Below are 25433 nucleotides of genomic sequence, written 5' to 3'. Positions count from 1 at the left end.
GGGAGGCGGCCCGGCGGTGTCCACGAGGGCGCCCGCCGGGCCGCCGTGGTCACGGACGGCGCGTGTAGAGAAGCCCCTCGCACCAGATGAGTCCGGTGCGGCCCCACTGCGCCGCCGCCTCGACGGAGGGGAAGAAGCCGCGGCCCTTCCGGTTGGCGCTGGTGTTGCAGAGCACGGGGATGCCGCTGAGCCGCTCGTAGGCGGTGAGTACGTCCGCCAGGAAGGGGTCCTGCTGCGGGTTGACGGTCTGTAGGCGGGCGGTGCCGTCCAGGTGCACCACCGCCGGAATCCGCTCCGCCCAGCCCGGCCGCATCGCGTGGTCGAAGAGCATGTAGGGGTCGGGGCAGCCCGGGGTGAAGATGTCCGGGGCGCGGTCCTCCAGGCACACGGGGGCAACCGGCCGGTACTGCTCGCGCTCCTTGATGTCGTTGAGGACGTCCTTCGTCTTGGCGTCGGTGGGCGCCGCGAGGATGCTGCGGCCGCCCAGCGCCCGCGGCCCCAGCTCGGCACGCCCGTGCAGCACCACGACCGGGTCCCCGCTCTCGTGCAGCACCGTCGCCAGCTTGGCCGCGTCGCACGGCTCGCACTGCCACCCCGGCAGGTCCGCCGCCGGGATGACGCCTGGTCCACGGTGGACGGACCAGTCCAGCCGGGTCCCGCCCCGGTGCACCAGCTCGACGGTGGCCGTGCCCAGCGCCGCTCCGGAGTCGTTCGGGAAGGGCGGGACCCACACTTCGCGGAAGAGGCCGCTGGACCGGATGGCGCTGTTCCACTTGATGTTGAGGGCGCAGCCTCCGGCCAGGCAGAGGTTGGGCGGCGGGCCTTCGGCGGCCCCGGCCAGCCGGTCGCGCAGTGCGGTCAGCAGCCGGGCGCCGAGACTGCCCTGGAAGGAGGCGATCAGGTCGGCGTCGGAGGCGCCGGGCCACAGCCGGTCGCGGTCCTCGCCGATCCGGCGGCCCAGCTCGACGGCGGCGTCGAAGCCGAGCGGGAGTCGGGCGAGTTCGGCGTCCAGGACCGGGTGGAAGTCGGGCTCGTCCCGGCCCAGCGCCGCGTACGCCATGGCCTTGCCGGCCACGTCGAGGTTGCGCGGGGCGATGTGCAGGTCGAAGCTCCGCTCCGGGGCGTCGGCTGCGCGGAAGGGCTCGAACTGGGCGGCGAAGTCCGCGAAGGCGCTGCCGTAGACCGGGAACAGCCCGCCCAGGCTGCGCACCCGCAGCGGCGCCGGGTCCACCCGGTACAGCGTGGGCACCATGCCGCCGTCCCAGACCAGGACCAGGGCCGCCTCCTGCCGGGCGGCGAAGGGGCTGGTGCAGTAGGCGCCGATCAGGTGCTGGGCGGCGTGGTGGTAGCTGGTGTAGCGGACGGTCCGTGAGCCCAGCGGCAGCCCGTCGAAGGTGTACCGGTGCAGCGGGTCGGTCCCCGGCCCGGCCTCCACCTCGCTGTAGGGCGCCACCTCCACCGTCGTCGGGCGGCCCTCGTGGGTCAGCCGCAGCAGCGGGCGGGACTCCCCGGGTGCCGCGAACCAGCCGTCCACCACGAAGGTGTCGATGTCCGACGGGCGCACCCCCTCGCGCAGCAGTACCTCCTCCACGATCTCCAGCCGGTCCAGCGGCTGGAAGCGCGGGCTGCCGTCCAGCTTCTCCATCTCGACGCTGAACAGCAGCTCGCAGCCGTCGAGCACGGCGATTCCGCCGTCGTGGGTCAGTTTCAGTCCGCACAGAAGCACTGCCAGATCCTTCCGGGTGGCCGGTCCTCCGACCGGGGGTGTCGTCCGGTCGCGGCGGTCAGGCGCGGGTGAGGGTCCACGTCTCGTAGTTGGTGGAGTCGCCGACCGGGTGGGCCGAGTAGTTGTCGAAGACCGCGATGTCGGTGAACCCGGCCTCCGTGGCGGCCTGCCGGAGGGTGTCGTGGTCGAGCGCGTAGAGCCGGTGCAGCTCCCTGGTGGCGGTGAAGGTGTCCGCGTCCGGACCGCCGGCCTTGAGGAACTGCGTGTACGTCAGGTCGGAGTAGCGGCCCTCGGGGTGGTGCTCGAACTTCCAGATGAACGCCAGGTCGTCCAGGTCGCCGGCCCACACCTGGGTGCCGAAGTCGCCGCGCAGCCGGTGCGCGGAGAGGATGTCGAAGACGAAGGAGCCGCCCGTGCGCACGGTGCGGGCCACCGCGTGGAACGTCCTGACCAGGCTCTCGTGGTCCGGCAGGTAGTTGAGCGCCGACGCGGCGCACACCACCGCGTCGAACTCCCGGTCCAGCGGGATCTCCGGCAGTTCGGAGTGGACCAGCGGAATCCGCGCCCCGAGGCGCTTGCGTGCCTGGCCGAGCATGGCCTCGGAGCGGTCGAGCCCGGTGACCGAGTAGCCGAGGCGGGCCAGCTGCTCCAGCATCAGGCCGGTGCCGCAGCAGATCTCCAGTACCTCGCGGATCGGCTGGGCGCGGTCCGACCAGAGGTGCTGGAGGAAGGCCGCCATATGGGGCCGGGGGCGCTCGCCCCACTGGTCGATCGCCCAGCCGACGAGCCGGTCGTAGGTGTCCGCCGTGGCCGCGTACGGCTCCGGGTATCCGGCGGACAGGCACGGCTGTCCCTTCATTGGCACTCCTCGTTGCTCGGGGTTCCTGGTGGTCGTTCCTTCGGCGTTCCCGGTGGTCGCTCCGTGTGCGTTCCTGGTGCGCCGGGGTGCGCCGAACCGGCTAGGCGCGGGTGAAGGTCCACGTCTCGTAGAGCGTGCCTTCGTGGGCCGGAGCCGCGGTGTAGTTGTCCAGGACGGCCGTGTCGACGAACCCGCAGTCGTGTGCGGCACGGCGGATCGTCTTGGAATCCAGGACGTACAGCCGGTGCAGTTCCCTGGTCCTGGTGTAGCGCCCTTCCGGTTCTGCCTCATGGCGGAGGAACTGGGTGTAGGTGGCATCGGAGTAATCTCCGGAGGGGGAGTTCTTGAATTCCCATACGAATGCCAGATCTCCCAGATCGGCCGCCCAGACCCTGCGGCCCGCGTGACCGTCGATCATCGCCGGGGAAAGGATGTCGAAGACGAACGACCCCCCGGGGCGCAGCACGTCGGCCACCGCACGGAAGGTCGCGGCCAGGTCCTCCTCACCGGACAGGTAGTTGAACCCCGCCCCGGAGCTGAGCACCGCGTCGAACCGCCGGTCCGCCGGGATCGACGGGAGCTCGGCATGCAGCAGCGGCACGTCCACCCCCAGGCGCATCCGGGCGTGGCCCAGCATCGGGGCCGACCGGTCGAGTCCGGCGACCTCGAACCCCCGCTGCGCGAGCTGCTCCAGCATCAGGCCGGTGCCGCAGCACACCTCCAGTACGCTCCGGACCCCTCCGGGCCGGCCCTCCCAGAGCCCTTTCAGGAAGTCCGCGCGCTCCGGTCGGGACTTCTCCCCCCAGGTGCTGACGATCCAGTCGTCCAGCCGGTCGTAGGCGTCGGCGATGACGTCGTACAGGTCCGGACTTTCCTCTGTCAGGGTTGGCTGACCTTTCATTTGATTCTCCTTGCCGATCGGTCGTCAACCACCGTAGTTGGTGTGCGAACTCGATGCGACTCGAAAATGTTTGCGATGGTCGGTTTGGATGAGTCGGCCACCCGCTCGGCGCACCCGGGTTGTTCGTGGACGGATCGCACCCTAGAGTTCTCAGGAATTCCCCGGGAGCCGTCCGGCCGCAGAATTGGACGCGCCCATTTCGGAAGAACAGGGGTCCTGTCGCGATGACGACCGAGGTTGCACGACTCTACGAGGACTTTCCCTTTCCCTGCCCGGAGCGGGATTCCGGGCTGATCGGCGTCGTCGCGGACGAGCTGCCGCTCGTCCTGGGCGACACCGCCCTGGACGGCTGCCGGGTGCTCGACGCGGGCTGCGGCACGGGGCACACGCTGGTGGCGCTGGCCCAGCGGCATCCCGGGGCCCGGTTCACCGGGGTGGACGCCTGCCGACGCTCCCTCGACCTCGCCCGTGGCCTGGCCGAACGGCACGGCGTCGACAATGTCGACTTCGTCCACGGCGCCATGCCGCAGCTCGACCTGGAGACCCGCTTCGACCTGGTCGTCTGCTTCGGCGTACTGCACCACCTGCCCGACCCGCGCGCCGGACTGCGCTGGCTGACCGAGCACCTCGGCAGCGACGGCCTGCTGCACCTGTGGCTCTACCACGCCCTCGGCGAGCACGGCCGGATGCTGGACCGGGAGCTGGTCCGGCTGCTGGCCCCGGCCGACGACACCGCCGCCGGCCTGGAGACGGTGCGGATGCTCGGACTCAGCCTGCCCCTCGCCGAGTACGGCTTCCCCGCCGGCTGGACCGGGACGGCGCTCACCCAGGCCGAGCAGGACGTGTTCGACGTGGACGCCTACCTCAACCCCGTGGTCCAGCCGATGCGCTTCGGCGACCTGCCCGAACTGTTCGACGGACTGGGGGTGGACTGGCTCGCCGCCGACCGGGTGTACTACCGCGACGGGGTGAAGTTCATCGACCTGGACGGCCTGGAGCCGGACAGCGACTTGTTCGTACGCCCCGAGAGCCTCTTCGACAGCGCCCCGCTGCGCCGGCGGCTCTCCGCCCTCGGCAACCTCGACCGGGTACGGGCCCTGGAACTGCGGCTCCGCCCCACCGGCTTCCGCGTCCTCGCCGGGCGCGGCGTGAGCCTCGACCGCTGCGTCCCCCGGATCAAGGCCAATCTGCTGCCGCTCGACCACCGGGCCGGGAGCCGCTGAGATGGAGCTCGATCCGCAGGTCGTGGCCCTGCTGGACGCCCACGGGCCCGGACCCGCCGTGCATGAGCTGCCCCTCGCGGAGTTCCGTGCCACCATCGAGGGCCTGGTGGCGTACTGCGCACCCACCAGCCCGGTGGCGGAGGTCCGGGACCTTGCGCTGCCCGGCCCGGCCGGACCCGTACCGGTCCGGCTCTACCATCCGCGCCCCGGGACCGCGCTGCCGGTCGTCGTCTACTTCCACGGCGGCGGCTGGATGACCGGCAGCATCGACCACATGGACCCCGTCTGCCGGAGACTGGCCGTGGGGGCGGAGGCCGTCGTCCTCAACGTCGGCTACCGGCTCGCCCCCGAGCACCCGTTCCCGGCGGCGCTCCAGGACGCCTGGGCGGCCACCGCATGGGCTGCCGCCAACGCCGCCTCGTTCGGCGGCGACCCCGCCCGGCTGGCGGTGGCCGGGGACAGCGCCGGAGCCAACCTCGCCACCGTCGTGGCCGCGCTCGCCCGCGACGCGGGCGGCCCGCAGCTCACGCACCAGCTCCTGATCTGCCCCGCACTCGACACCGCCATGGACTCCGGCTCCTACCGCGAACTGCGCGACGGCTACGGCTGCTCCCTCGCCGTGATGCGGCTGTGCTGGCGCACCTACCTGGCGATGCCCGAGGAGTCGTTCCCCGACGCGCCGTGGCAGGCCGTTCCGATGCGCGCCCCCGACCTGGCGGGGCTGCCACCGGCCACCGTGCTCACCATGGAGTACGACCCGCTGCGGGACGAAGGGGAGGCGTACGCGGAGAAGCTGGCAGCGGCCGGCGTGCCCGTCCGGGTCACCCGCTGCCCCGGCGTGATCCACTGCGCGCTCCACCTCGACGGCATCTCCCCGCGCAGCGCCCAGGCCGGCCGGCTCGCGGTGGAAGCGCTCCGCGAGGCCTTCGCCACCGCCGTCCCGGACGCACCGGACGCGGCGCTGCGGGGGGCCGGCCGGCTCGCCGCCGTCCGGGCCGCCGACCCACCGCAGGCGCGGGGCCGCTGACACTTCCGGGGGCGGACCGCGTTCGTCCGCCGGGCGATGGCCGCGGAGCTACCGGTCCAGCGCCGCTGCGGGCGGCTCGGTCACAAAGATCGTCTTGTAGTGCAGGTACGCCTCGATCCCCTCCCGGCCCAGTTCGGAGCCCAGGCCGCTGTCCCGCCGCCCGCCGAAGGGCGCGCCGATGTCGAAGTTGGCGTGGTTGACGCTGAAGGTGCCGGTGTCCACCGCGCGGGCCACCTGGCGGCCCAGTGCCTCGTCCGCCGTCCAGACGCTGCCGGCCAGGCCGTACGCGGAGTCGTTGGCCAGGGCGACGGCGTCCTCGACGGTTCCGCCGTGGGTCGAGATGGTCACCACCGGGCCGAAGATCTCCTCACGGGCCACCACCATGGCCGGGTCCACGTCGGCGAAGACCGTCGGCTCGACGTAGCAGCCGTGGTCCAGCCCGGCGGGACGGCCGCCGCCGGTGGTGATCCGCGCGCCCTCCTCCCGGCCCCGGCGGATGTAGCCCTCGACCCGGTCCCGGGCGGCGGCCCCGGCCACCGGGCCGATGACCGTCTCCGGGTCCAGCGGGTCGCCGGTCCGCCAGCCCGCGACCGTCTCGGTGACGGCGTCCACCACCTCTTCGTACCGGGACCTGGGGACCAGCAGCCGGGTGTTGTTGGTGCAGGTCTGCCCGTTGTTGTTGAACGAGAGGTCGAGCAGGTGGTCGAGGAAGAGGGGCAGCGGGGCGTCCTCCAGCAGGATCGCGGCGGACTTGCCGCCCAGCTCCAGGGTGACCGGGCGCAGCAGCCCGCCGCAGAGCGCGCCGATACGGCGGCCGGCCGCCGTGGAGCCGGTGAAGGCGACCTTGTCCACGCCCGGGTGGGTGACCAGGTACTCCCCCACCTCCCGCTCGGCCGGCAGGAAGTTGACCACCCCGGGCGGGAAGCCCGCCTCATGGACCGCGTCCGCGACCAGGAAGGAGTCGAGCCCGGTGGTGGGCGAGGGCTTGACCACGGCGGTGCAGCCCATCGCCAGGGCGGGCGCGAGCTTGAAGAAGAGGGTGCTCAGCGGGTAGTTCCACGGCACGATCATGGCGACGACGCCGACCGGCTCGCGGCGGACCAGGCTGTGGCCCACCTGGGCGGGGCGCAGGTCCTCGGCGTCCATGGTGCCGGCGAGCGGGGCGTAGAAGCGCAGCAGGGCCGCGGCGGCGCCGACGTTGGCGTCGATGGCGCGGGCGAGGGGGGTGCCGACCTCGTGGGCGATCAGGGTGCCCAGGGCCTGGGCACGGGATTCCAGGGCGACGGCCAGGCGCTCCATGGCCTCGGCGCGCTGCTGTGCGGACGCCCACCCCGCAGGGCCGCCCAGGGCGCCGCGCGCGGCGGCGACTGCGGTGTCCACGTCGGCGCGGTCGGCTTCGGGGAAGTCGGCGATGCGTTCCCCGGTGGCCGCGCTGACCGCTGTGAACGTCCTGGCGGTCGACGGCTTGCGCCAGTCTCCGTTGATGTACAGCGCCGCACGGTCGGTCGGGTGGGCCATGGCAGTCTGCTCCTCTTGCTCTTCAGGCGCGTTGCTCTACGGGTGCGGCGTCTTCCGGGACGGCGTCGGCCGGGGTCGGCCGGGATGGCGGGCGGCGGTGCTCAGTGCGCAGGCCGGTGCTCGACCACTCCGCGCAGGTTCCGGCCGCACCGCAGGTCCTCGAACCCCTGGTTGATCTCGTCCAGGCCGTAGGTCCGGCTGACCAGTTCGTCGAGCCTGATCAGGCCCTGGCGGTACAGGGACAGGACGCGCGGGATGTCCCGCGTCGGGCTGCACGAGCCGAAGATGGTGCCCTGGATGCGCTTCTCGGCGAAGACGAGCTGGGTGCCGGGGAGCTGGATGTTGATGTCGTGGACGTCCTCCGACATGCCGGCCAGGACCACCGTCCCGCCCTTGCCGGTGGCCTCGAAGGAGGCGCGCACGATCTCCGCGGTGGTCTCGCCGGTGCAGACGATGGTGGAGTCGGCCCCGGCGGCGCTGGGGTTGAGGTCGGCGGCGAGGGCCGCCGCCTCCGTGAGGGAGCGGCAGGCGTGCGAGGCGCCGAGGTCCAGGGCGAGCGGGTGCTTGGCCTCGTTGGGATCGACCAGGATCACATTCCCGGCCCCGGAGAACCGCGCCCCTTGGACCGCGTTGATGCCCACGCCGCCCGCGCCCACCACGATGACGGTGTCCCCGGGGTGGGGCTCGGCGGCGTAGACCGCCGCGCCCCAGCCGGTGAGTACGCCGCAGCTGACCAGGGCGACGACGGACAGCGGTACGGCGGAATCCACCCGGACCAGGGAGTTCTGCGAGACGACGGAGTGCTCGGCGAAGGTGCCCAGGGCGCAGTTGGCACCGATGCGGCCCGAGGGGCCGGTGAACCGGAAGGTGCCGTCGGGCAGCCTGCCCTCGGGGCCGCCCGTCGCCGCGTCGCAGAGGTTGGACCGGCCGCTGGCGCACCAGCGGCAGTGGCCGCAGGAGGGCTTGAAGGAGGCGGCGACATGATCGCCGGGGGCGACCCTGGAGACCCCTTCCCCGACGGCCTCGACGATGCCCGAGCCCTCGTGCCCGCCGATGATGGGCAGCGTGGCCATGTTGCCGGTGCGCACATGCTCGTCGGAGTAGCACAGCCCGGCGTGGGTGAAGCGGACCAGGACCTCCCCCGCCCTGGGGGCGTCGAGTTCGAGTTCGGTGACCTCCCAGTCCTTGCCGGGGGCGGTCATGATGGCGGCACGGGTCTTCATCAGGGGCTCCTCCTGGGGAGACGTCGTCTTGGGTGGGCGCGCCCCGGGCGGGGTGGGCGACGTTCGGGCCATCGGGTTCAGTGAGTGAACCATCGGTTCAACAGATAGTCAATAGGCCCCCGTACCGGTCCCGATGGCCGGGGTCGGAGTAGACGGGCAGGCTGGACGGGGGGAGGTCAGCGGGCGGGCCGGGTGCCGCCGAGCGCTGCGGTGCGGTCGCCGGGCGCGGGGAAGAGCCTGCTGAGTCCGGCGTGCAGCACGATGCCGCCGAGGAACGCGACCGCCCAGTTGTAGTCGAAGAGCGGCCGCAGCAGCGGGAGGTAGCCGTCGGCCGGGAAGGGCCCCGCGCCCCCGTCCGAGTAGGCCCCGCCGAGGGAGAGCACCAGGACGACGGCCAGCGAGACCAGCGGCCTCCAGTTGAAGCCCCGGGCGTACTCGTAGGGGCCCCCGCGCCGGTAGAGCCCGGCGAGGTCGAGCGTGCGCCCGCGCAGCAGCCAGTAGTCGGCGGTGAGGATTCCGGCGACCCCGCCGAGCACCGCGCCGCTCACGCCGAGCCAGGTGAAGATGTACAGCTCGGGCGAGGAGAGCAGCCGCCAGGGCTGCATCAGGATGCCGATGACGCCCGCGATGACGCCGCCCACGCGGAAGCTGACCCGCCGGGGGAAGAGGTTGCAGAAGTCGTAGGCGGGACCGACGGTGTTGGCCGCGACATTGACCGCGACGGTGGCGACGATGACGCAGAGCAGGGCGAAGAGGATGACGACCGGGTTGGAGAAGCGGCTGACCAGGTCGATCGGGTCCCAGATGGCCTTGCCGTAGACCGTGATGGTGGCCGAGGTGGTCAGCGCGCCGATCATGGAGAACGCGGTCATGGTGATCGGCAGTCCCAGGGTCTGGCCGACGATCTGCTCGCGCTGGCCCCGGGCGAAGCGGGTGAAGTCCGCGATGTTCACCGACATGGTGGCGAAGTAGGCGACCATCCCCATCAGCGAGGGTGCGAACAGCAGCCAGAAGTCGGTGCCCCAGCCCAGCTTGGACCCTTCGGTGGCGAGCGGGCCGAGGCCGCCGGCCTTGCTGACCATCCACCCCAGCAGGAAGACCGCGACGACCAGGATCAGCGGTGCGGCCCAGTTCTCGAAGCGGCGGATGGACTCGATCCCCCGGACGATCAGGCCGATCTGGAGCAGCCAGAAGAAGGCGAAGGAGAGCCAGAGCGTCCCCGGGTGCCCCCACAGCGGACGGGCGTGGGTCCAGCCGTCGCCCGCGAAGGCGCCGACGACGGTGTGGATGGCCTGGCCGCCGATCCAGGTCTGGATGCCGAACCAGCCGCAGGCGGAGAGCGCGCGCAGCACCGCCGGGACGTTGGCGCCGAGGGTGCCGAAGGCGGTGCGGGCGAACACCGGGTAGGGAATCCCGTACTTGGTGCCGACGTGGCTGTTCAGCAGGATCGGGACCAGGACGAGCAGGTTGCCCAGGGCGATGGTCAGGACGGCCTGGACCCAGCTCATACCGAGGTCGATCAGGCCGCTGGCCAGGTAGTAGGTCGGGATGCCGTGAGCGATGCCCATCCACAGCGCCGCGTAGTTGTACGTCGTCCACGTACGCTCGGCGACGGGTACGGGCGCCAGGTCCCGGCTGTACAGCGGGCTCGATTCGATGCCGCGCGGGTCGCTGAGTTCCACCTGCGGGCTGGGGCGGCCAATTACGCGCATGTTCATCATGACTCTCTGCGGTCTATCCAGCGAACCATTGGTTCTGCCCAGGAGTGCTGTGAGTTTCCTTGAGGAGACGGGAGGTGTCAATGAATTCCGGCGATTCCCCGCAGCGGGCGGGTGGCGCGGCGGGCCCGGCGCGGCGGGTCTAGCGCGGCGCGGCGGGGCCGCCGGTCTCGTACAGCTCGGGGCGCCGGTCCGCCAGCGGCTGGTTGAACGGGTTGCCGTGTCGTGCGGCGCGGGAGCCGATCAGGTCCACCTCGGCCAGCACCAGCTCCTCGCCGGTGCCGCCGGCCGGGCCGGCCAGCGGCCAGCCGCCCGGTCCCACGATCAGCGAGCTGCCGATGAACCGCTGGCCGCGCTCGACCCCGGTGCGGCTGATCCCGGCGACGTAGAACTGGTTGCTGTGCGCGCCGGTCATGCACATCAGGTTGGCCATCGTGGGCGCGTCGGCGGGCTGCCCCGGGACCGGCACCCAGTTGGACGGCAGCGCCAGCAGGTCGGCCCCGCGCAGCGCGGCGCTGCGGAATGTCTCGGGGAACCAGGCGTCGTAGCAGATGCCGATGGCGATCCGGCCGAGCGGGGTGTCGAAGACGGGGAAGCCGTCCTGCTGGCGGTCGTACACGTCCTGCTCGGCGTTCCACAGGTGTGCCTTGCGGTACGTCCCGATGTACCCGTGCGGGCCGATCAGCACCGCCGAGTTGTACAGCCGCTCCCCGGCCAGCTCGGTGATGCCCGCGACGATCCAGAGGTCCAGCTCGGCGGCGAGCGCGGCCCACGCCGAGTACACCGGGCCGCCGGGCACCGGCTCGGCGTGGCGCAGGGCCTCCGCGCGGTCGGTGAACATGTAGCCCGCCGACGACGCCTCGGGGAGCACCACCAGCCGGGCGCCGCGCCGGGCCGCCTCGCGCACCCAGTGCCCGGACGCCTCGGCATTGGCCGCCGGGTCGCCGAGCACCGGCTCGAACTGCACTCCGGCCAGCAGGAAGCCGGTCACGGCTCGGCCCGCACGGCCAGGTACTTGGTGTTCAGGTACTCGTCGATGCCCACGGCACCGCCCTCCCGACCCAGACCGGACTGCTTGACGCCGCCGAACGGCGCGGCGGGGTTGGAGATGATCCCCTGGTTGAGGCCGACCATACCGCTCTCCAGGCGTTCGCTGACCCGCAGGCCGCGCGCCAGGCCCTCGGTGAACACATAGGCGGCGAGCCCGTACTCGGAGGCGTTGGCCAGGGCCAGCGCCTCGGCCTCGTCGTCGAAGGCGACGATCGGCGCGACCGGGCCGAAGATCTCCTCGCGCAGGGTGCGGGCCCCGCGCGGTACGGAGGCGAGCACGGTCGGCGCGAAGAAGTGCCCGTCCCGCTCCAGCGGCCCGCCGCCGGTCAGCACCTCGGCACCCGCCGCGGCCGCCTCGTGGACCAGGGCGGCGACGCCCCGGACCGCTCGGGCGTCGATCAGCGGTCCGACCTCGCTCGCCGGGTCGAGGCCGTGGCCGACGGCCAGGTTGCCCAGCCGTCCGGCCAGCCGCCGGGCGAACTCGGCGGCGACCGGGCGGTGCACATAGAAGCGGTTGGCGGCGGTGCACGCCTCCCCCACGTTGCGCATCTTCGCCTGGTACGCGCCCTCCACGGCCGCGTCCAGGTCGGCGTCCTCGAAGACCAGGAAGGGGGCGTTGCCGCCCAGCTCCATCGAGGTGCGCAGCACCTGCGCGGACGCCTGCTCCAGCAGGGTCCGGCCGACCTCGGTGGAGCCGGTGAAGGAGAGCTTGCGCAGCCGGGGATCGGCCATCAGCCGGGCGGTCAGCTCGCCCGACCTGGCGGTGGTGAAGACATTGACCACGCCCTTGGGCAGCCCGGCCTGCTCCAGCACGGCGACCAGGGCGAGCATCGACAGCGGGGTCTGCCTGGCCGGCTTGACCACCACGGTGCAGCCGGCCGCCAGGGCGGGGCCGATCTTGCGGGTGCCCATGGCCATCGGGAAGTTCCACGGGGTGACCAGCAGGCAGGGGCCGACCGGCTGGCGCATCACGACCACCCGGGAGCCGCCGCCGGGTGCCACCAGGTAGCCGCCGTCGATCCGGACCGCCTCCTCGGCGAACCAGCGCAGGAACTCCGCCGCGTAGGCGACCTCCGCCCGGGACTCCGCGAAGGGCTTGCCCATCTCCAGGGTCATCACGGCGGCCAGCTCGTCCTGGCGGGCGAGGATCGCCTCGAAGGCGCGGCGCAGCAGTTCGCCACGGTCCCGGGGCGGGGTGCGGGCCCAGGAGTCCTGGGCGCGGGCGGCGGCGTCGAGGGCGTCCAGGGCGTCCTGCTCGGCGGCGTCCGCGACCTCGGCGAAGACCGTGCCGGTGCCCGGGTCCTCGACGGGGATGGCGGCCCCGCCGCGCGGCTCTCGCCACTCGCCGTCGATGTACAGGCCCTTGGGTATCCGGCCGGCGGCCTGGCGGGCGGTGTCGATCCGCTCCTGAAGGGCGGCCATGTGTCTCCTCCTCGTGGGTGGCGTGGCTGGCGGTGCGGCGTGGCTGGGGGGGTGCGGCGTGGTCGCTACTGTTCGCTGAAGCCGCTGGGCAGCTCGATGCCGGTGACGCTCAGCAGGTCGCCGAGCTGCCGGGCGGCCTTCATCACGCACTCGGCCACCTCCTCGATGCGCGAGCGGGTCAGCCGGTAGGTGGGGCCGCCGATCCAGACCGCGTAGGTGGTGTTGCCACGGATGCGGACCGGGGCCGCGACCGAGGCGGCGCCGACCTCCAGCTCGTCGTAGGCGACGGCGTAGCCCTGCTCCCGGACGGCGTTCATCGAGTCGATGAACGCGTCCAGGCCGCCGAGGCGCTCGGGGGCGCCGGTGCGGAACTCCTCGCCGAAGTCGGCCCGTACGGTCTCCGGGTCGAGCGCGCTGAGCAGCACCTTCCCGGTGGAGGTGGCCCACACCGGCTGGGTGCGCGGCACGGGCTTGAGGGTCTGCCCGATCAGCGAGGGGCCGGGGACCTGGGCGACGACCATGACGTTGGGCGGCAGCAGCACGTCGAAACCGGCGGTCTCCGCGGTCTGCTTGGCCAGGTCGCGCAGGACGTCCCGCATGTGGCCGTAGGCCCCGCCCCCGTCGAGCAGGCCGCCGACGATGGACAGCAGGCCGAGGGAGACGCGGTAGCGGCGGGTGACGGGGTCCAGCGTCAGCCAGCTCTCGCGTTCCAGGACGGTCAGGACCCGGTAGCAGGTGGCCTTGGGGATGCCGGACTCACGGGCGATCTCACTCAGGCCGACCCCTTCCGGGTGTGCCGCGACCGTCCGTAGCAGCCAGATCGTCCTGCGGACGAGCCCTGCTTCGCTGGGTGCCATTCTTCCTCCGTCTGTCACATCGGGCTCCGTCTGTCACGTCGGGCCCCTGACCGGTGCGCGGTCAATCCTGGCAGGCGCGGGGCCTTGCCCGGCCGCGGTTCGGGGAAGGCGGCGCGGACCGGCGGATGCTACTTGCCGCCCGGGGTGATGGTGACCTGCTGCGGCTGGTAGGAGTCGCCGGTGACGTCGAAGCCGTCGGCCTTGAGCTCCTGGTCGGCCCGCTCGGTCAGGTCGGTCCGGTAGGCGTCCTGGCCGGGGTCCTTCTTGAGCACGCCGGCGTTGACGGCGATCTCGATGGTCTGGTCCCAGGCGGCCTTGTCCACCATGCCGACACCCGCCTTGGCGGGCCAGATCAGCTTGTTGACCTCGTTGAGCATCCAGGTCTGGTGTCCCTTGCCGAGGGCGCTGCCGTTCTTCAGGACGATGTCCACGCAGCCGTCGAGGTCGTCCCGGCAGTAGCCCCAGCCCTGGTAGGTGGCCTTGAGGAACTTCACGGCCGTCTCCTGGTTGGCCTTGCTCGCCAGCCAGTCGCCCTTGGCGTAGATGCCGTCCTCCAGGCTCTGGTAGCCCGCGTCCTGGAGGTTGATGGTGGTGAAGTCGGAGGGCTGGTACAGCTTGCCGGTCTTGGGGTTGGTGCTCTCCAGCAGCTGGGCGTACTCGTTGAACGTCTTGGCCTGCGCCGCGTCGACCTCCCGCTTGAGCAGCAGGGACATGTCGAACGGCTGCTGGATGATCTTGGCGTCCTTGGCCGGTTCGACGCCCGAGCCGCGCATCGCCGCGTACAGGGTCAGCTCATTGCCGTACCCCCAGCTGCCGACGCGCTTGCCCTTGAGGTCGGCCAGGGTCTTGATGCCGGAGTCGGCCCAGGCGACCTGGAGGTAGGCGCCGCGCTGGAAGACCTGCCCGATGTTGACCAGGTCGGCGCCCTGCTCGCGGGTGACCATGGTCTTGGTGACGTGGGAGACGGCGAACTCGGCGTTGCCCGCCGAGAGCACCTGCTGCGGGACGATGTTCACCCCGCCCTCCTGGATGGTCACATCCAGGCACTCCTTGTCGTAGAAGCCCTTCTCCTTGGCGGCGTAGTAGCCGGCGAACTGGGCCTGGGCGACCCACTGGAGGACGACCCGCACCTTGGTCCTGGCGGTGCAGTCCTTGCCGGCCTCCGCCGCGGCCTTGCTGGTCTCGCCGGACGACATCCCGCCGCAGCCGGTCAGCAGCAGCGCCGTGGCGGCGAGTCCGGCGGCCAGCCGCAGCGGGCGGGCGGGGCCGGGGCGGCGGGGCCGCCGGGGGGACGGGGAATTCACGGGTCTACTGGTGGACATTGTTACCTCCGCCGGGATGGGAAGGAGAAAGTACGGGAAGCAATCGCCGCCGAAAGGCGGTCTGCGGATGTGCGGTGACGCGTCGGATATCCGGGGCCCACGGTTATGCCTGGCTGTCGTGGAGCGATTCATGCCAGGGCATGAGCAGCCGTTCCAGGAGCGTGACGACTCCGAACATGGCGAGTCCGAGCAGGCTGGCGACCAGGATTCCGGCCCATGCGTAGTCGAATCTCGGCAGGGCCGCCTGATAGGCGATGTAGACGCCGAGCGCCTCGGTGGGGCCGCCGAAGTACTCGCTGACGATCACGCCGATCACCGCGAGGGTGGTACCGAGCTTCAGCGCGTTGAAGATGTACGGCAGCGCGTTGGGGAGCCGCACGATCAGGGCGACCTGCCGGGGCCGGGCCGCCAGCGACTCCATGATCTCCAGGTGGAGGGGGGAGACGTCGAGCAGGCCCCGGGTGGTGTTGACGAAGACCGGGAAGAAGACCATCACGGCGGCGACACCCGCCTTGGAGAGCAGGCTGGTGACGCCGAACCAGTTGTTGAAGATCGGTGCCAGCGCCACGATCGGCGCGCAGTTGATCAGTACGGCGGCGTTCAGCACCGGTCCGGAGACGGCCGGGAAGCGGCTCACCACCAGGCCGACCGCGACCCCGCCGACGGCGCCCAGCAGCAGGCCGAGCAGGACCGCCTGCACGGTGACCACCGAGGCCGCCATGATCGTGGTGAAGTCGTGGCCGAACGCCTGGGCGATGGTGGCGGGCGTCGGCAGGATGAACGCCGGGATGTCGAACACGGCGACGGCCAGCTGCCAGCAGCCGAGCACCAGCAGCGCGGTCAGTACGACCGGCAGCGACCGGCCGGCCCTGCCCCGCAGGCCGCCGGCGACCCGCGCCATCCCCCGCGCCGTCCGGGGCGCCTGCGGTGCGGCCTGGGCGGCGCTCATGCCGCGGCCTGCTCGGCCGGGGCGGAGTGCAGCGCCTGGCGGACCTCGGTGACCTTGGCGAAGAACTCCGGGGTGGTCCTGGTCTCGGCGGTGCGCGGGTAGGGCAGGTCCACGTCGATGCTGGCGGCCACCCGGCCGGGCCGCGCCGACATCACCACGACCCGCGAGGAGAGGAAGACCGCCTCGGAGATGCTGTGCGTGACGAACACGACGGTGGTGCGGGTGTCGGACCAGATGCGCAGCAGCTCGCCCTGGAGGCGTTCGCGGTTCATCTCGTCGAGCGCGCCCAGCGGCTCGTCCATGAAGAGGATCTCCGGGTCGGCGGAGAGCGCTCGGGCGATGGCCACCCGCTGCTGCATGCCGCCGGACAGCTGCCGGGGGTAGTGCTCGGCGAAGTCCGCCAGCCTGACCAGGTCCAGCATCTCCAGCGCCTTGGCCCGGGTCACCTCCTTCCTGGCGCCGGCGACCTGGAGCGGCAGTTCGACATTGCGTCGTACGCTGCGCCACTCCAGCAGCCCGGCCTGCTGGAAGACCATCCCGTAGTCGCGGTCGGTACGGGCGGCGCCCGGGGTCTTGCCGTTGACCGTGACCTGGCCCCGCGACGGTTCGGTGAGGTCGGCCATCACCCGCAGCAGGGTGCTCTTGCCGCAGCCGCTGGGGCCGAGCAGCGAGGTGAACTCCCCGCGTGCGATGTCCAGGTCGATGTCCTGGAGCGCGGTCACCGAGCGGTCGCTGCCGCCGTTGAACACCTTGCTGACGTTGCGGACGGAGATGATTGCGGGCTCGCCCATCAGTGGCTCCCGGTGGTTCGAGGGTCGAGGGGGTGGGGTCGGACGGCGGGTCAGCGGGCGGCCCGGTGGCGGAGGGCGAAGCGCTCCGCGAGGGCCAGCAGCTGGACGAAGACGATTCCGGCCAGGGCGGCGACCAGCACCGCGGCGTACAGCTTCTCCGGGCCGTTGGAGTAGTAGTAGGCGGAGGAGAGGATCACTCGGCCGATTCCGCGTCCGGTGCCGGCCGACAGCTCGCCGACGATGGCGCCGACGACACTGGCGGTGGCGGCGAGCCGCAGCCCGGCGAAGACGAAGGGCAGCGCGGCGGGCACCCGCAGCCAGAGCAGGACCTGACGGCGGCTGGCGCCCACGCTGCGCATGAACTCCAGCTGGACCTTGGGCGGCGACTTCAGGCCGCGCAGCGCGTTGATGGTCACCGGGAAGAACGCCAGATAGGCGGCGATCCCGGTGACGGCGACCCACGGCGGGGCGCCCGCCTTGCCGCCCCAGATGACGATCATGGGCGCGATGGCGACCAGCGGGACGGTCTGGGAGGCCACCAGCCAGGGCATCAGACCCTTGCTGACCGGTGCGGCGTGCAGGAAGAGCACCGCCAGCGCCAGGCCGAGCACCGAGCCGGCGACCAGGCCGTAGCACGCCTCCCGCAGGGTCACCACCGTCTCCCCGACCAGGTAGCCGGCCAGCGAGGTCGGGTCGCCCTGACGGGCCGGCTCCGCCAGGGAGCGCAGCACCGTCCACAGGTGCGGCATGGAGAGGTCGTCGGTGGCCACCGGCAGGCTCCAGCCCGCGATGCGGTCACCGAGGGCGCGGCCTACGGCCTTGTAGCCCTCCCAGAGGGCGGCGATCAGGGCCACCACCAGCAGCGCCCCGAGCAGGTTGACCGTCGTCGCGCCGAGCGCGCGGCGCCGGCGGGTGGTGGTGGGCGCGGCGGGCTCAGCGAGCGGGCCCCGGTCGGCCGTCGGGGGTCTCGGCGATGCAGGGATCTTCGTCGCTGTCATGCTCAGGCACTCTCCGAATCCTTCGGAAGCGTCGTCCGGGGGGAGGCGGCTCTTGCCGGCCTGCCCAGCTGTCGGATCACTCAGTGAACTGGTGGTTCACGGTAGAGGGCGGCCAAGACCCCGTCAACGGGTCGGGAGAACTTTCTCCGGTTACGTTGCGCAGCCGTTTCCGGCACGCATCCGAAAAGCATCCAGGCTCATTCGGAGAAAGGCCGTACGGGGCCACGCAAAGCGCGCCGCCGGGTTACGGAGCGAAACCGGCGGCGGGCCGGACGGATTCCATGAAGAGGCGGCGCCCGGCGGAAAGGGGCCGGGCGGCAGGGATTTGCGTACCGGCGGTTTTCCCGCCTTTCCGTCCCCGGACCGCTCCGGGGACGGGCGAGCGCCGGAGAACAGCGGGGCGGCTGTCCTCCGGCACCCTTCAGGGGCGGCCGACCAGCGGAAGCGGCGCGGGGCGCCAGAGTCCGTCGTGCGCCCGCGCCACCGCCTCCCGTCCGGGGTCCACGGCGCCATAGGTCGTGGTGCGCATCCGGGCGGGCCGCCCGGCGTCCGCAGCCAGCTGCTCCAGGTCGGCGACGCCCTTGGCGCTGCCCTGCTGCGAGCCCGCCATCCGGCTGATGGTCTCCTCCATCAGCGTGCCTCCGACGTCATTGACACCGCCGCGCAGCACGTCCACCACGGTGCGGCGGGCGAGCTTGACCCAGCTGGTCTGGATGTTGCCGATCCTGCCGTGCAGCAGGATGCGGGCCAGGGCGTGCACCGCCCGGTTCTCCAGGGCGGTCGGGCCGGGCCTGGCGATCCCGGCGAGGTACACGGGCGAGTTGGTATGGACGAACGGCAGCAGCACGAACTCGGTGAAGCCGCCCGTCTCCTCCTGGAGCCGCCCGATCAGCCGGATGTGGTCCACCCAGTGGCGCGGGGTGTCGACATGCCCGTACATCATCGTGGCGGTGGTGGGGATGCCCAGCCGGTGGGCCGTGGTGACCACCTCGATCCAGGCGGCGGCGGGCAGCTTGCCCTTGGTGAGCACCCAGCGCACCTCGTCGTCCAGGATCTCGGCGGCGGTGCCGGGCAGCGAGTCCACCCCGGCCTCGCGGGCGGCGGTCAGCCAGTCCGCGATCGACAGGTCCGTCCTGGTCGCGCCGTTGACCACCTCCATCGGCGAGAAGGCGTGCACATGCATCCCGGGAGTACGCCGCTTGACCTCCGCGGCGATGTCGAAGTACGCCGTCCCCGGCAGGTCCGGATGGATACCGCCCTGGAGGCACACCTCCCCCGCGCCGGCCTGCCACGCCTGCTCCGCCCGGACCCCGATCTGGTCGAGGGAGAGCGTGTAAGCGTCGGCGTCGGTGCGGCGCTGGGCGAACGCGCAGAACCGGCAGCCGGTGTAGCAGACATTGGTGAAGTTGATGTTCCTGGTGACGACATAGGTGACCGCGTCACCGACGGCGGCGGCCCGCAGGCCGTCCGCGAGGCTCGCCAGCGCCTCGATCTCGGCGCCCGGCCCCGCGTCCAGCAGGGTCAGCGCCTGGCCGTCGGCCAGCCCCGCCGGGTCGGCCTCGGCCGCGCGCAGCGCGGCGGCGAACCCGGGGCGCAGCCGCCCGGCGGGGCCCACCGGGTCCCGCCGCCGGCCGCGCCGGGTGGCAGCGGCCGGGACGGCGGCGGCCACCGCCTCCCAGTCCCCGTAGACCGAGTCGAAGTCCGCCCTGCGGTCGGCGGTCCGGCCCGCCGAGTCGATGGTGTGGAAGAGGTCGGTCCGGCCGGTGTCGGCCAGCGGGGTCTCCGGTTCCTGCCACGGCCGCCCGGTCGGCGCCGTGCCTTCGGCGGCCAGTGCGGTGCCCGGCTCGGCCAGCGCCTCGACGTGGCCGCGCAGCCGGGGGTCGAGCCAGGGTTCGCCCCGGGCGATGTACTCGGGGTAGATGGTCAGGCGCTCGCGCAGGGTGAACCCGGCGGCGGCGCTCTGCGCGGCCAGCTCCTCGATCTGCGGCCAGGGCCGCTCCGGGTTGACGTGGTCGGGGGTCACCGGGGAGACCCCGCCCCAGTCGTCGATCCCGGCCCGCAGCAGCAGCGCGCGGTCCGCGCCGACCAGGTTGGGCGGGGCCTGGAGGCGGATGCCGGGGCCGAGCAGCAGCCGCGCCACCGCGACCGTCGCGGCCAGCTCGGCCGCCTCGGTGTCCGGGGCGTTGCGCATGGCCGTGTCGGGCTTGGCGCGGAAGTTCTGGACGATCACCTCTTGGATGCCCTGGTAGGCACGGGCGGTCCGGCGGATCGCCAGCAGCGCGTCCACCCGCTCGCGGTGGGTCTCACCGATGCCGACCAGGACGCCGGTGGTGAACGGGACGTTGGACCGGCCCGCGTCCTCCAGCACCCGCAGCCGGACGGCGGGCTCCTTGTCCGGTGATCCGTGGTGCGGGCCGCCGGGCTCCGACCAGAGGCGGGTGGCCGTGGTCTCCAGCATCATCCCCATCGACGGCGCCACCGGCTTGAGCCGCTGGAGGTCGGTCCAGGACAGCACCCCGGGGTTGAGGTGCGGCAGCAGGCCGGTCTCCTCCAGGACCAGGACCGCCATGGCCCGGACGTAGGAGAGCGTGTCGTCGTAGCCGCGCGCGTCCAGCCACTCGCGGGCCTGCGGCCAGCGGTCCTCCGGCCGGTCGCCCAGGGTGAACAGGGCCTCCTTGCAGCCCGCCGCCGCTCCGGCGCGGGCGATCTCCAGCACCTCGTCGGGGCTGAGGTAGGGCGCGGGCAGCCGGCCGGGGACGGTGGCGAAGGTGCAGTAGTGGCAGCGGTCGCGGCAGAGCCGGGTGAGCGGGACGAAGACCTTCCGGGAGTAGGTGACGACCCCGGGCCGCCCGGCGGCGAGCAGTCCGGCGTCCCGTACCCGGCCTGCGGCCTCGCAGAGCCGGTCGAGGTCGGTCCCCCGGGCGTGCAGCAGGACCTCGGCCTCGGCGGCGTCCAGGGCGACGGCGTCGCGGGCCCGGCGCAGCGCGCGGTTCATCGCGGAGCGGGTGGGGGGCGGGACCGGGGTGGACGGGGCGTCAGGCGGTGCGTTCACAGGGCCGCGACCTCCGGTATCCGGGTCCGGGCCGCCGGACGGTCCGGCTCCCGGGCGGCGAGCCAGGCGCGGGTGGCGGGGCCGAGCGTGGCCTGCGGCAGCGCGCGCAGCTGCCGCACGGTGTCGATGTCGCGGCGCAGCGGGGACGCGGCGGGGACGTCCAGCTCCCGGTAGCCCGCGGCGAGGAAGCGCCCGCGCGACCCCGGGCCGAGGAAGGGCCGGAACTCCTGCGGACCGGGCAGGGCCAGCAGGGTCGTCCCGGTGCCCTCGGCGTCCGCGACCAGGGCCGCGCCGCCGTGCCGACCGGCCGCCGCGAGCGCGGCGGCGAAGTCGGCGGGGGCCGCGCCCGGCAGGTCGCCCATCACCACGGCGAACCTGCGGGCCGGGCCGGCCAGCGCCGCCAGGGCGTCGGCGGTCTCGGCGTTGAGGCCGGGGCCGCAGGTGGTGCTGAAGGCGGCGGCGCCCGAGGCGAGGGCCGTGCCCGCCACCTCGGGGCCGCCGCCGACCACGACGACCGCGTGCACCGAGGGGACCGCGCCCAGGCGGGTGACCACGTCGGTGAGCATCGCCCTGGCCAGGGCCCGCCGGGCGGCCGGGGTGAGGTCCGCGCAGCGGCTCTTGGCCAGCGCGAACGGCTTGGCCGGCACCAGGGCGGTCCACACCGGGCCGGCCGGGTCGGGGCCGGCCGTCGCGCCGTCGGCGGGGAGGCGGCCGGTCATGAGGAGGCCGGTCCCATCCGGGTCAGCCGCTCGTACAGCTCGGGTCGGCGGTCGCGCAGGAACGGCCGGCTGCGGCGGGTGGCGGCCACCCGCTCCGGGTCGACCTCGGCCACGGCCACGTCGTCGCGGTCGTCGGCGGCCTGGGCGAGGATGTCGCCGTCGGGGCCGTAGACGGCGCTCAGTCCGAAGTACTCCTTGGCGCCCTCGGTGCCGACTCGGTTGGCGCAGATCACGAAGAGTCCGTTGAAGACGGCGTGGGCGCGCAGCTCCAGTTGGAAGACCTCGCGCATGGGGGCGGAGGCCGACGCCACGGGGACGCAGAGCACGGAGCCGCCGCGCAGCGCCACGATCCGGCTCAGCTCGGGGAAGTGCCGTTCGTAGCAGATGATGGTGCCGACGCCGGTCTCGCCGGTGTCGACCACCTCCGGCTCGGTGCCGCCGGGCCGGAAGTAGTACTTCTCGGGGAAGCCGTTGGAGAACGGCAGGTGCGACTTGCGGTAGACGGACTTCAGCTCGCCGCGCACATAGGTGCAGGCGGTGTTGTAGTACACGCCCGGGGTGTCGCCGGCCTCGAAGACCGAGGAGACGACGGTGATCCCGGCGCGGCGGGAGCGCTCGGCCGCCATGGTGTTCGACGGGCCGTCCAGGCGCTCCGCGAGCCGGAAGTACTCCGGGTCGGGGTCGGGCTGGACGAAGGGGACGGCGAACAGCTCGGGCAGCAGGACGATCCCGGCACCCTGGTCGGCGGCGGCGTCCACCAGGTCGGCCGCTCGGGCGATGGTCTCGGTGCGGTCGTCGGTGGCGCGCAGCTGGACTGCGGCGAGTTTCATGCGACTGCCTCCTTCGGGGCGGCGGTCGGGCCGGTCGGGTCAGGCAGGCTTGCCAGGCCGGTCAGGGAGACGCCCGACCTCGTCCGGTAGCGCTTGTTCACGGAGATCAGGACGGCGGTGAGGGGTTCGAGCTGCCGGGCCAGCCGCAGCCGTCCGGCGTCCAGGGCGCGGCCACCGGTCACCTCGGCGGCCAGCGCGGCCACCCGGGCCTTGGCCTCGGCATCGTCACCGCAGACCAGGACGTCCTCATGGCTGAGGTCCGCGTCCGGGTCGAGCAGCAGCGGCGCCGCCAGGTGGTGGAAGGCACCGACGACGGTCGCGGTGGGGACGAGGGCCGCGGCCTCCTCGGCGGCGCTGCCCGCCTCGACGCTGAGCCCGTAGGGGCCGTGGCGGTCGAAGCCGAGCGGGTTGACGCAGGAGATCAGCAGCTTGCCGGCCAGTGCGGCGGCGAGGGAACCGACCAGCTCGGCGTGCCCCTGGTAGGGGACGGCGAGCAGGACGGTCCCGGCGGCGCGGGCCGCGTCCTCGTTGGCCGCGCCGCTGACCGGCGCGGTGACGCCGGGCAGCACGCGCAGCTCGGCGGCGGCGGCCGCCGCCCGTCCGGCCTCGCGGGAGCCGAGGATCACGGGGTGGCCGGCGCGGGCGAGACGGTACGCGATTCCCTTGCCCTGCGGCCCGGTGCCGCCGACGACGGCGACCGGGGTGCGGGGCGGGCTGTCGGGGGTGGCCACGGCGTCAGTCCTTCGCGGCCTGGGCGAGGCGGGTGAGGGTCCGCTCCTTGTCGCCCAGAGTGGAGATGATCGGGCAGCGCACTCCGGCCTCGTGGTAGGAGAGCAGCTTTTCGAAGGCGTCGTCGGTGGAGCCGCAGGCGGTGACGTTCTGCACCAGGTGGTTGGGGACGAGCGGCATGGCCCGCTTGATGTCGGCGGGAGTGGCCGGCCAGCCCGCCACCTCCTGGATGCGGTCGACCAGCTCGCGTTCGACGCCGCAGTGCTCGGCGATGTGCGGCTGCTGGGCGAGGTAGAGGGTGAGGAACGCCTTGCAGGCGTCGATGGCCTCCTGCGGGTCGTCGTCGTTGACGCTGCACGCGACGATCTGGGTGAGGTCGATGCCGGTCCTGCCGTCGGTCCGCTTGGCGACACCCCGGTCGATGGCCTCGCGGGCGCCGGTCAGGTACGAGGGCGGCAGCAGGAAGTCCATGTGCACGCCGTCGCTGATCTCGCCGGCCAGTTCCAGCATCCGGGGGCCGACGGCGCCGATGTAGATGGGGATGTCGACCGGCTTGTTCTCCCGGTACATGCTGTCGAACCGGACGTCGTTCATGGTGACGAACTCGCCGTCGAAGGTGACGACCTCGTTGCTGAAGAAGCGCTGGAGGACGGTGATGTACTCGCGCATCGAGGCGACCGGCTTGCGCAGCGGCTGGCCGACCTTGGTGGCCAGCGGCTCCCACCAGGCGCCGATGCCGAGGATGGCCCGGCCGGGGGCGACCTCGTCGAGGGTCTTGAAGGTCACCGCCATCAGGGCGGCGTTGCGGCTCTTGTTGTTGACGACGCCGGTACCGATCTTCACGTTCCTGGTCCGGCTGGCGATGATCGCGGCGGGGACGATGCCGTCGCGGGCCAGGCGCCCTTCGGCGACCCAGACGGATTCGAAGCCGTTGGTGTCGGCGAGTTCGGCCTGCCAGTAGGTCTGCTCCAGGCTGAGCCGTTCGCCGACGTGGATGCCCAGGGGGATCTTCATTGGGCCACTGCTCCGTTCTGTGCTTGTCCGTTCCGTGCTTCTCGGAAGTCTCACTCGGAAGTCTCAGAAGAGGTGCGGCTTGCCGCGGCTGAGGAAGGCCCCGCGGCCGGCCGTACCGGTGAAGGTTCCTTCGGCGCCGACCAGGTGGTCCCCCCGGGAGAGGACGTGGACCGGCCTGCCGGTCACCCGAAGGCCCTCGTAGAGGTTGTAGTCGGTACGCATATGGCTGCCCGCCGCCGTGATCACGTGGTCGGCCGCCGGGTCCCAGACCACCAGGTCGGCGTCGGCGCCCACCGTGACCGCGCCCTTGCGGGGGTAGAGGCCGAACAGCTTCGCGGGGCGGGTGGCGACCAGGTCGACAAAGCGGCAGGGGTCGATCCGGCCGGTGGCCACGCCGGTCTCCCAGAGCACCATCAGCCGGTCCTCGATGCCGGGCACCCCGTTGGGGACCTTGGGGAAGTAGCCGGGGCTGCGCAGCTTCTGCGGGGGCAGGTCGTCGGGCTGGTGCAGGCAGAAGCCCGCGTGGTCCGTGGCGACCGTGGAGAGCGCGCCGGTGGCCAGGAAGGTCCACAGCCCCTGCTGGTTGGCACGCTCCCGGATGGGCGGTGAGCAGAGGTAGGCGGCGGCGCGCTCACCGAGCCCCTGGTAGTCCTCGAAGGCGACGGCCAGGTACTGGGGGCAGGTCTCGCCCCAGACCCGGTGGCCCTGGGCGCGGGCGCGGCTGATCTCGGCCGCCGCCTCGGCGCTGGAGACGTGGACGACGTACAGCGGAGTCCCGACCGACTCCGCGAGGACGACGGCGCGGTGCACCGCCTCCGCCTCGGAGTCATGGCCGTGGGCGACGGCATGGAACGGCTCGGCGGTACGGCCCGACTCCAGCAGCAGCCGGGTCTCCCGGTCGATCATGTGCCCGTTCTCGGCGTGCACCATCGGCAGCACGCCGTTCTCCAGGGCCAGTTCGAAGCCTTCGAGCAGCTCGCCGTCGTCCACCATCTGGGTGCCGGGGTAGGCCATGAAGAACTTCCAGCTGGTGGCGCCCTCCTTGGCGAGCTGCCGCAGGTCGGCCAGCACATCGGGCTGCTGGGCGCGCGGCGGCACGATGGCGTGCAGCCCGAAGTCGATCACCGCCTTGGCCGCCGCGGTGTCGCGCCGGGCCAGATAGGTGTCGCGCAGGGTGCGGTCCGGCTCCTTCTTGACGAAGTCCAGCACGGTGGTCGTACCGCCGTAGGCCGCCGCGACCGTGCCGCTGTGGAAGTCGTCGGCGGTGCGGGTGGTGAATCCGTCGATCGGGTATTCGAGGTGGGTGTGCGCGTCGATGCCGCCCGGGATCACCAGCATCCCGGTGGCGTCCAGCACCCGGTCGGCGGTCCAGGAGGGGTCGGTGCCCAGGGCGGCGACCACGCCGTCCCGTACCAGCACATCCGCCCGGACCGCCCCCTCGGCGTTGACGACCGTACCGCCTCTGATCAGTGTCGATGACATCGTGGATACCCCTTCAGGTGGCC

The 25433-nt window shown here is 72.6% G+C and carries 21 protein-coding genes; 2 read left to right on the top strand and 19 right to left on the bottom strand.

The window, feature by feature from the left end; genetic code table 11:
• Positions 1–49: 49 nt before the first annotated feature.
• The 3 genes from ACIQGZ_RS09415 to ACIQGZ_RS09405 all read right to left on the bottom strand — a co-directional run bounded on the left by ACIQGZ_RS09415 (position 50) and on the right by ACIQGZ_RS09405 (position 3486).
• Positions 50–1726, bottom strand: coding sequence for a carbamoyltransferase N-terminal domain-containing protein (locus tag ACIQGZ_RS09415; protein WP_402600442.1), 1677 nt, complete (start codon positions 1724–1726; stop codon positions 50–52).
• Positions 1727–1784: 58 nt separating this feature from the next.
• Positions 1785–2585, bottom strand: coding sequence for a class I SAM-dependent DNA methyltransferase (locus ACIQGZ_RS09410; RefSeq protein ID WP_402600441.1), 801 nt, complete (start codon positions 2583–2585; stop codon positions 1785–1787).
• A 100-nt stretch (positions 2586–2685) separates the two neighbouring features.
• Positions 2686–3486: a class I SAM-dependent DNA methyltransferase gene (locus tag ACIQGZ_RS09405; RefSeq protein WP_402600439.1), complete on the bottom strand. Its 801-nt coding sequence runs from the start codon at positions 3484–3486 to the stop codon at positions 2686–2688.
• Between the two features lie 224 nt (positions 3487–3710).
• On the opposite strand from ACIQGZ_RS09405, the gene ACIQGZ_RS09400 reads away from it, so the two are divergent.
• Both ACIQGZ_RS09400 and ACIQGZ_RS09395 read left to right on the top strand, forming a co-directional pair.
• Positions 3711–4709, top strand: coding sequence for a class I SAM-dependent methyltransferase (locus ACIQGZ_RS09400; protein ID WP_402600438.1), 999 nt, complete (start codon positions 3711–3713; stop codon positions 4707–4709).
• Between the two features lies 1 nt (position 4710).
• A complete protein-coding gene (locus tag ACIQGZ_RS09395) occupies positions 4711–5736 on the top strand; it encodes an alpha/beta hydrolase (protein ID WP_402600436.1) in 1026 nt (341 codons plus the stop codon).
• 48 nt (positions 5737–5784) lie between these two features.
• On the opposite strand, the gene ACIQGZ_RS09390 is transcribed toward ACIQGZ_RS09395, so the two are convergent.
• The 16 genes from ACIQGZ_RS09390 to hydA form a co-directional block, all read right to left on the bottom strand.
• A complete protein-coding gene (locus ACIQGZ_RS09390; RefSeq protein WP_402600434.1) occupies positions 5785–7254 on the bottom strand; it encodes an aldehyde dehydrogenase in 1470 nt (489 codons plus the stop codon).
• Positions 7255–7355: 101 nt separating this feature from the next.
• Positions 7356–8477: a Zn-dependent alcohol dehydrogenase gene (locus tag ACIQGZ_RS09385; RefSeq protein ID WP_402600433.1), complete on the bottom strand. Its 1122-nt coding sequence runs from the start codon at positions 8475–8477 to the stop codon at positions 7356–7358.
• 176 nt (positions 8478–8653) lie between these two features.
• Positions 8654–10189 carry an NCS1 family nucleobase:cation symporter-1 gene (locus tag ACIQGZ_RS09380; protein WP_402600432.1) on the bottom strand — a complete coding sequence of 512 codons (1536 nt, stop codon included), beginning with the start codon at positions 10187–10189 and terminating at the stop codon, positions 8654–8656.
• Between the two features lie 148 nt (positions 10190–10337).
• Positions 10338–11186 carry a nitrilase family protein gene (locus ACIQGZ_RS09375; protein WP_402600430.1) on the bottom strand — a complete coding sequence of 283 codons (849 nt, stop codon included), beginning with the start codon at positions 11184–11186 and terminating at the stop codon, positions 10338–10340.
• The gene (locus ACIQGZ_RS09370) at positions 11183–12667 is read right to left on the bottom strand and encodes an NAD-dependent succinate-semialdehyde dehydrogenase (RefSeq protein ID WP_402600428.1); all 1485 of its coding nucleotides are present in this window, start codon (positions 12665–12667) and stop codon (positions 11183–11185) included. The genes ACIQGZ_RS09375 and ACIQGZ_RS09370 overlap by 4 nt, the downstream gene beginning before the upstream one ends.
• Positions 12668–12732: 65 nt before the next feature.
• Positions 12733–13524 carry an IclR family transcriptional regulator gene (locus tag ACIQGZ_RS09365; RefSeq protein WP_402600426.1) on the bottom strand — a complete coding sequence of 264 codons (792 nt, stop codon included), beginning with the start codon at positions 13522–13524 and terminating at the stop codon, positions 12733–12735.
• 128 nt (positions 13525–13652) lie between these two features.
• Complete coding sequence (locus ACIQGZ_RS09360) at positions 13653–14828, bottom strand: ABC transporter substrate-binding protein (protein ID WP_402600424.1); 1176 nt, start codon at positions 14826–14828, stop codon at positions 13653–13655.
• Positions 14829–14949: 121 nt separating this feature from the next.
• Positions 14950–15795: an ABC transporter permease gene (locus ACIQGZ_RS09355; RefSeq protein ID WP_402600422.1), complete on the bottom strand. Its 846-nt coding sequence runs from the start codon at positions 15793–15795 to the stop codon at positions 14950–14952.
• Complete coding sequence (locus tag ACIQGZ_RS09350) at positions 15792–16586, bottom strand: ABC transporter ATP-binding protein (RefSeq protein ID WP_402600421.1); 795 nt, start codon at positions 16584–16586, stop codon at positions 15792–15794. Before ACIQGZ_RS09350 ends, ACIQGZ_RS09355 begins: the two co-directional genes overlap by 4 nt.
• A 50-nt stretch (positions 16587–16636) precedes the next feature.
• Positions 16637–17584 carry an ABC transporter permease gene (locus ACIQGZ_RS09345; protein ID WP_402600420.1) on the bottom strand — a complete coding sequence of 316 codons (948 nt, stop codon included), beginning with the start codon at positions 17582–17584 and terminating at the stop codon, positions 16637–16639.
• Between the two features lie 421 nt (positions 17585–18005).
• Positions 18006–20579: a bifunctional FO biosynthesis protein CofGH gene (locus ACIQGZ_RS09340; RefSeq protein ID WP_402600737.1), complete on the bottom strand. Its 2574-nt coding sequence runs from the start codon at positions 20577–20579 to the stop codon at positions 18006–18008.
• 53 nt (positions 20580–20632) lie between these two features.
• Positions 20633–21355, bottom strand: a complete 723-nt coding sequence (locus tag ACIQGZ_RS09335) for an NTP transferase domain-containing protein (protein WP_402600419.1) — start codon at positions 21353–21355, stop codon at positions 20633–20635.
• Entirely contained in the window at positions 21352–22185 is an 834-nt protein-coding gene (locus tag ACIQGZ_RS09330) for a carbon-nitrogen hydrolase family protein (protein ID WP_402600417.1), read from the bottom strand. The genes ACIQGZ_RS09335 and ACIQGZ_RS09330 overlap by 4 nt, the downstream gene beginning before the upstream one ends.
• Positions 22182–22916 carry an NADPH-dependent F420 reductase gene (gene npdG / locus ACIQGZ_RS09325; protein WP_402600415.1) on the bottom strand — a complete coding sequence of 245 codons (735 nt, stop codon included), beginning with the start codon at positions 22914–22916 and terminating at the stop codon, positions 22182–22184. The genes ACIQGZ_RS09330 and npdG overlap by 4 nt, the downstream gene beginning before the upstream one ends.
• A 4-nt stretch (positions 22917–22920) precedes the next feature.
• Positions 22921–23928 carry an LLM class flavin-dependent oxidoreductase gene (locus ACIQGZ_RS09320; RefSeq protein ID WP_402600414.1) on the bottom strand — a complete coding sequence of 336 codons (1008 nt, stop codon included), beginning with the start codon at positions 23926–23928 and terminating at the stop codon, positions 22921–22923.
• A 63-nt stretch (positions 23929–23991) separates the two neighbouring features.
• On the bottom strand, positions 23992–25410 hold the full coding sequence (gene hydA / locus ACIQGZ_RS09315; protein ID WP_402600413.1) for a dihydropyrimidinase: 1419 nt from the start codon (positions 25408–25410) through the stop codon (positions 23992–23994).
• Between the last annotated feature and the right edge of the window lie 23 nt (positions 25411–25433).

The organism is Streptomyces sp. NPDC092296, assembly GCF_044755465.1.
In the GTDB taxonomy this organism is placed as follows: domain Bacteria; phylum Actinomycetota; class Actinomycetes; order Streptomycetales; family Streptomycetaceae; genus Peterkaempfera.
Note: the sequence above shows the minus strand (reverse complement) of the source record. Positions and strands in the feature narration are given on the sequence as shown.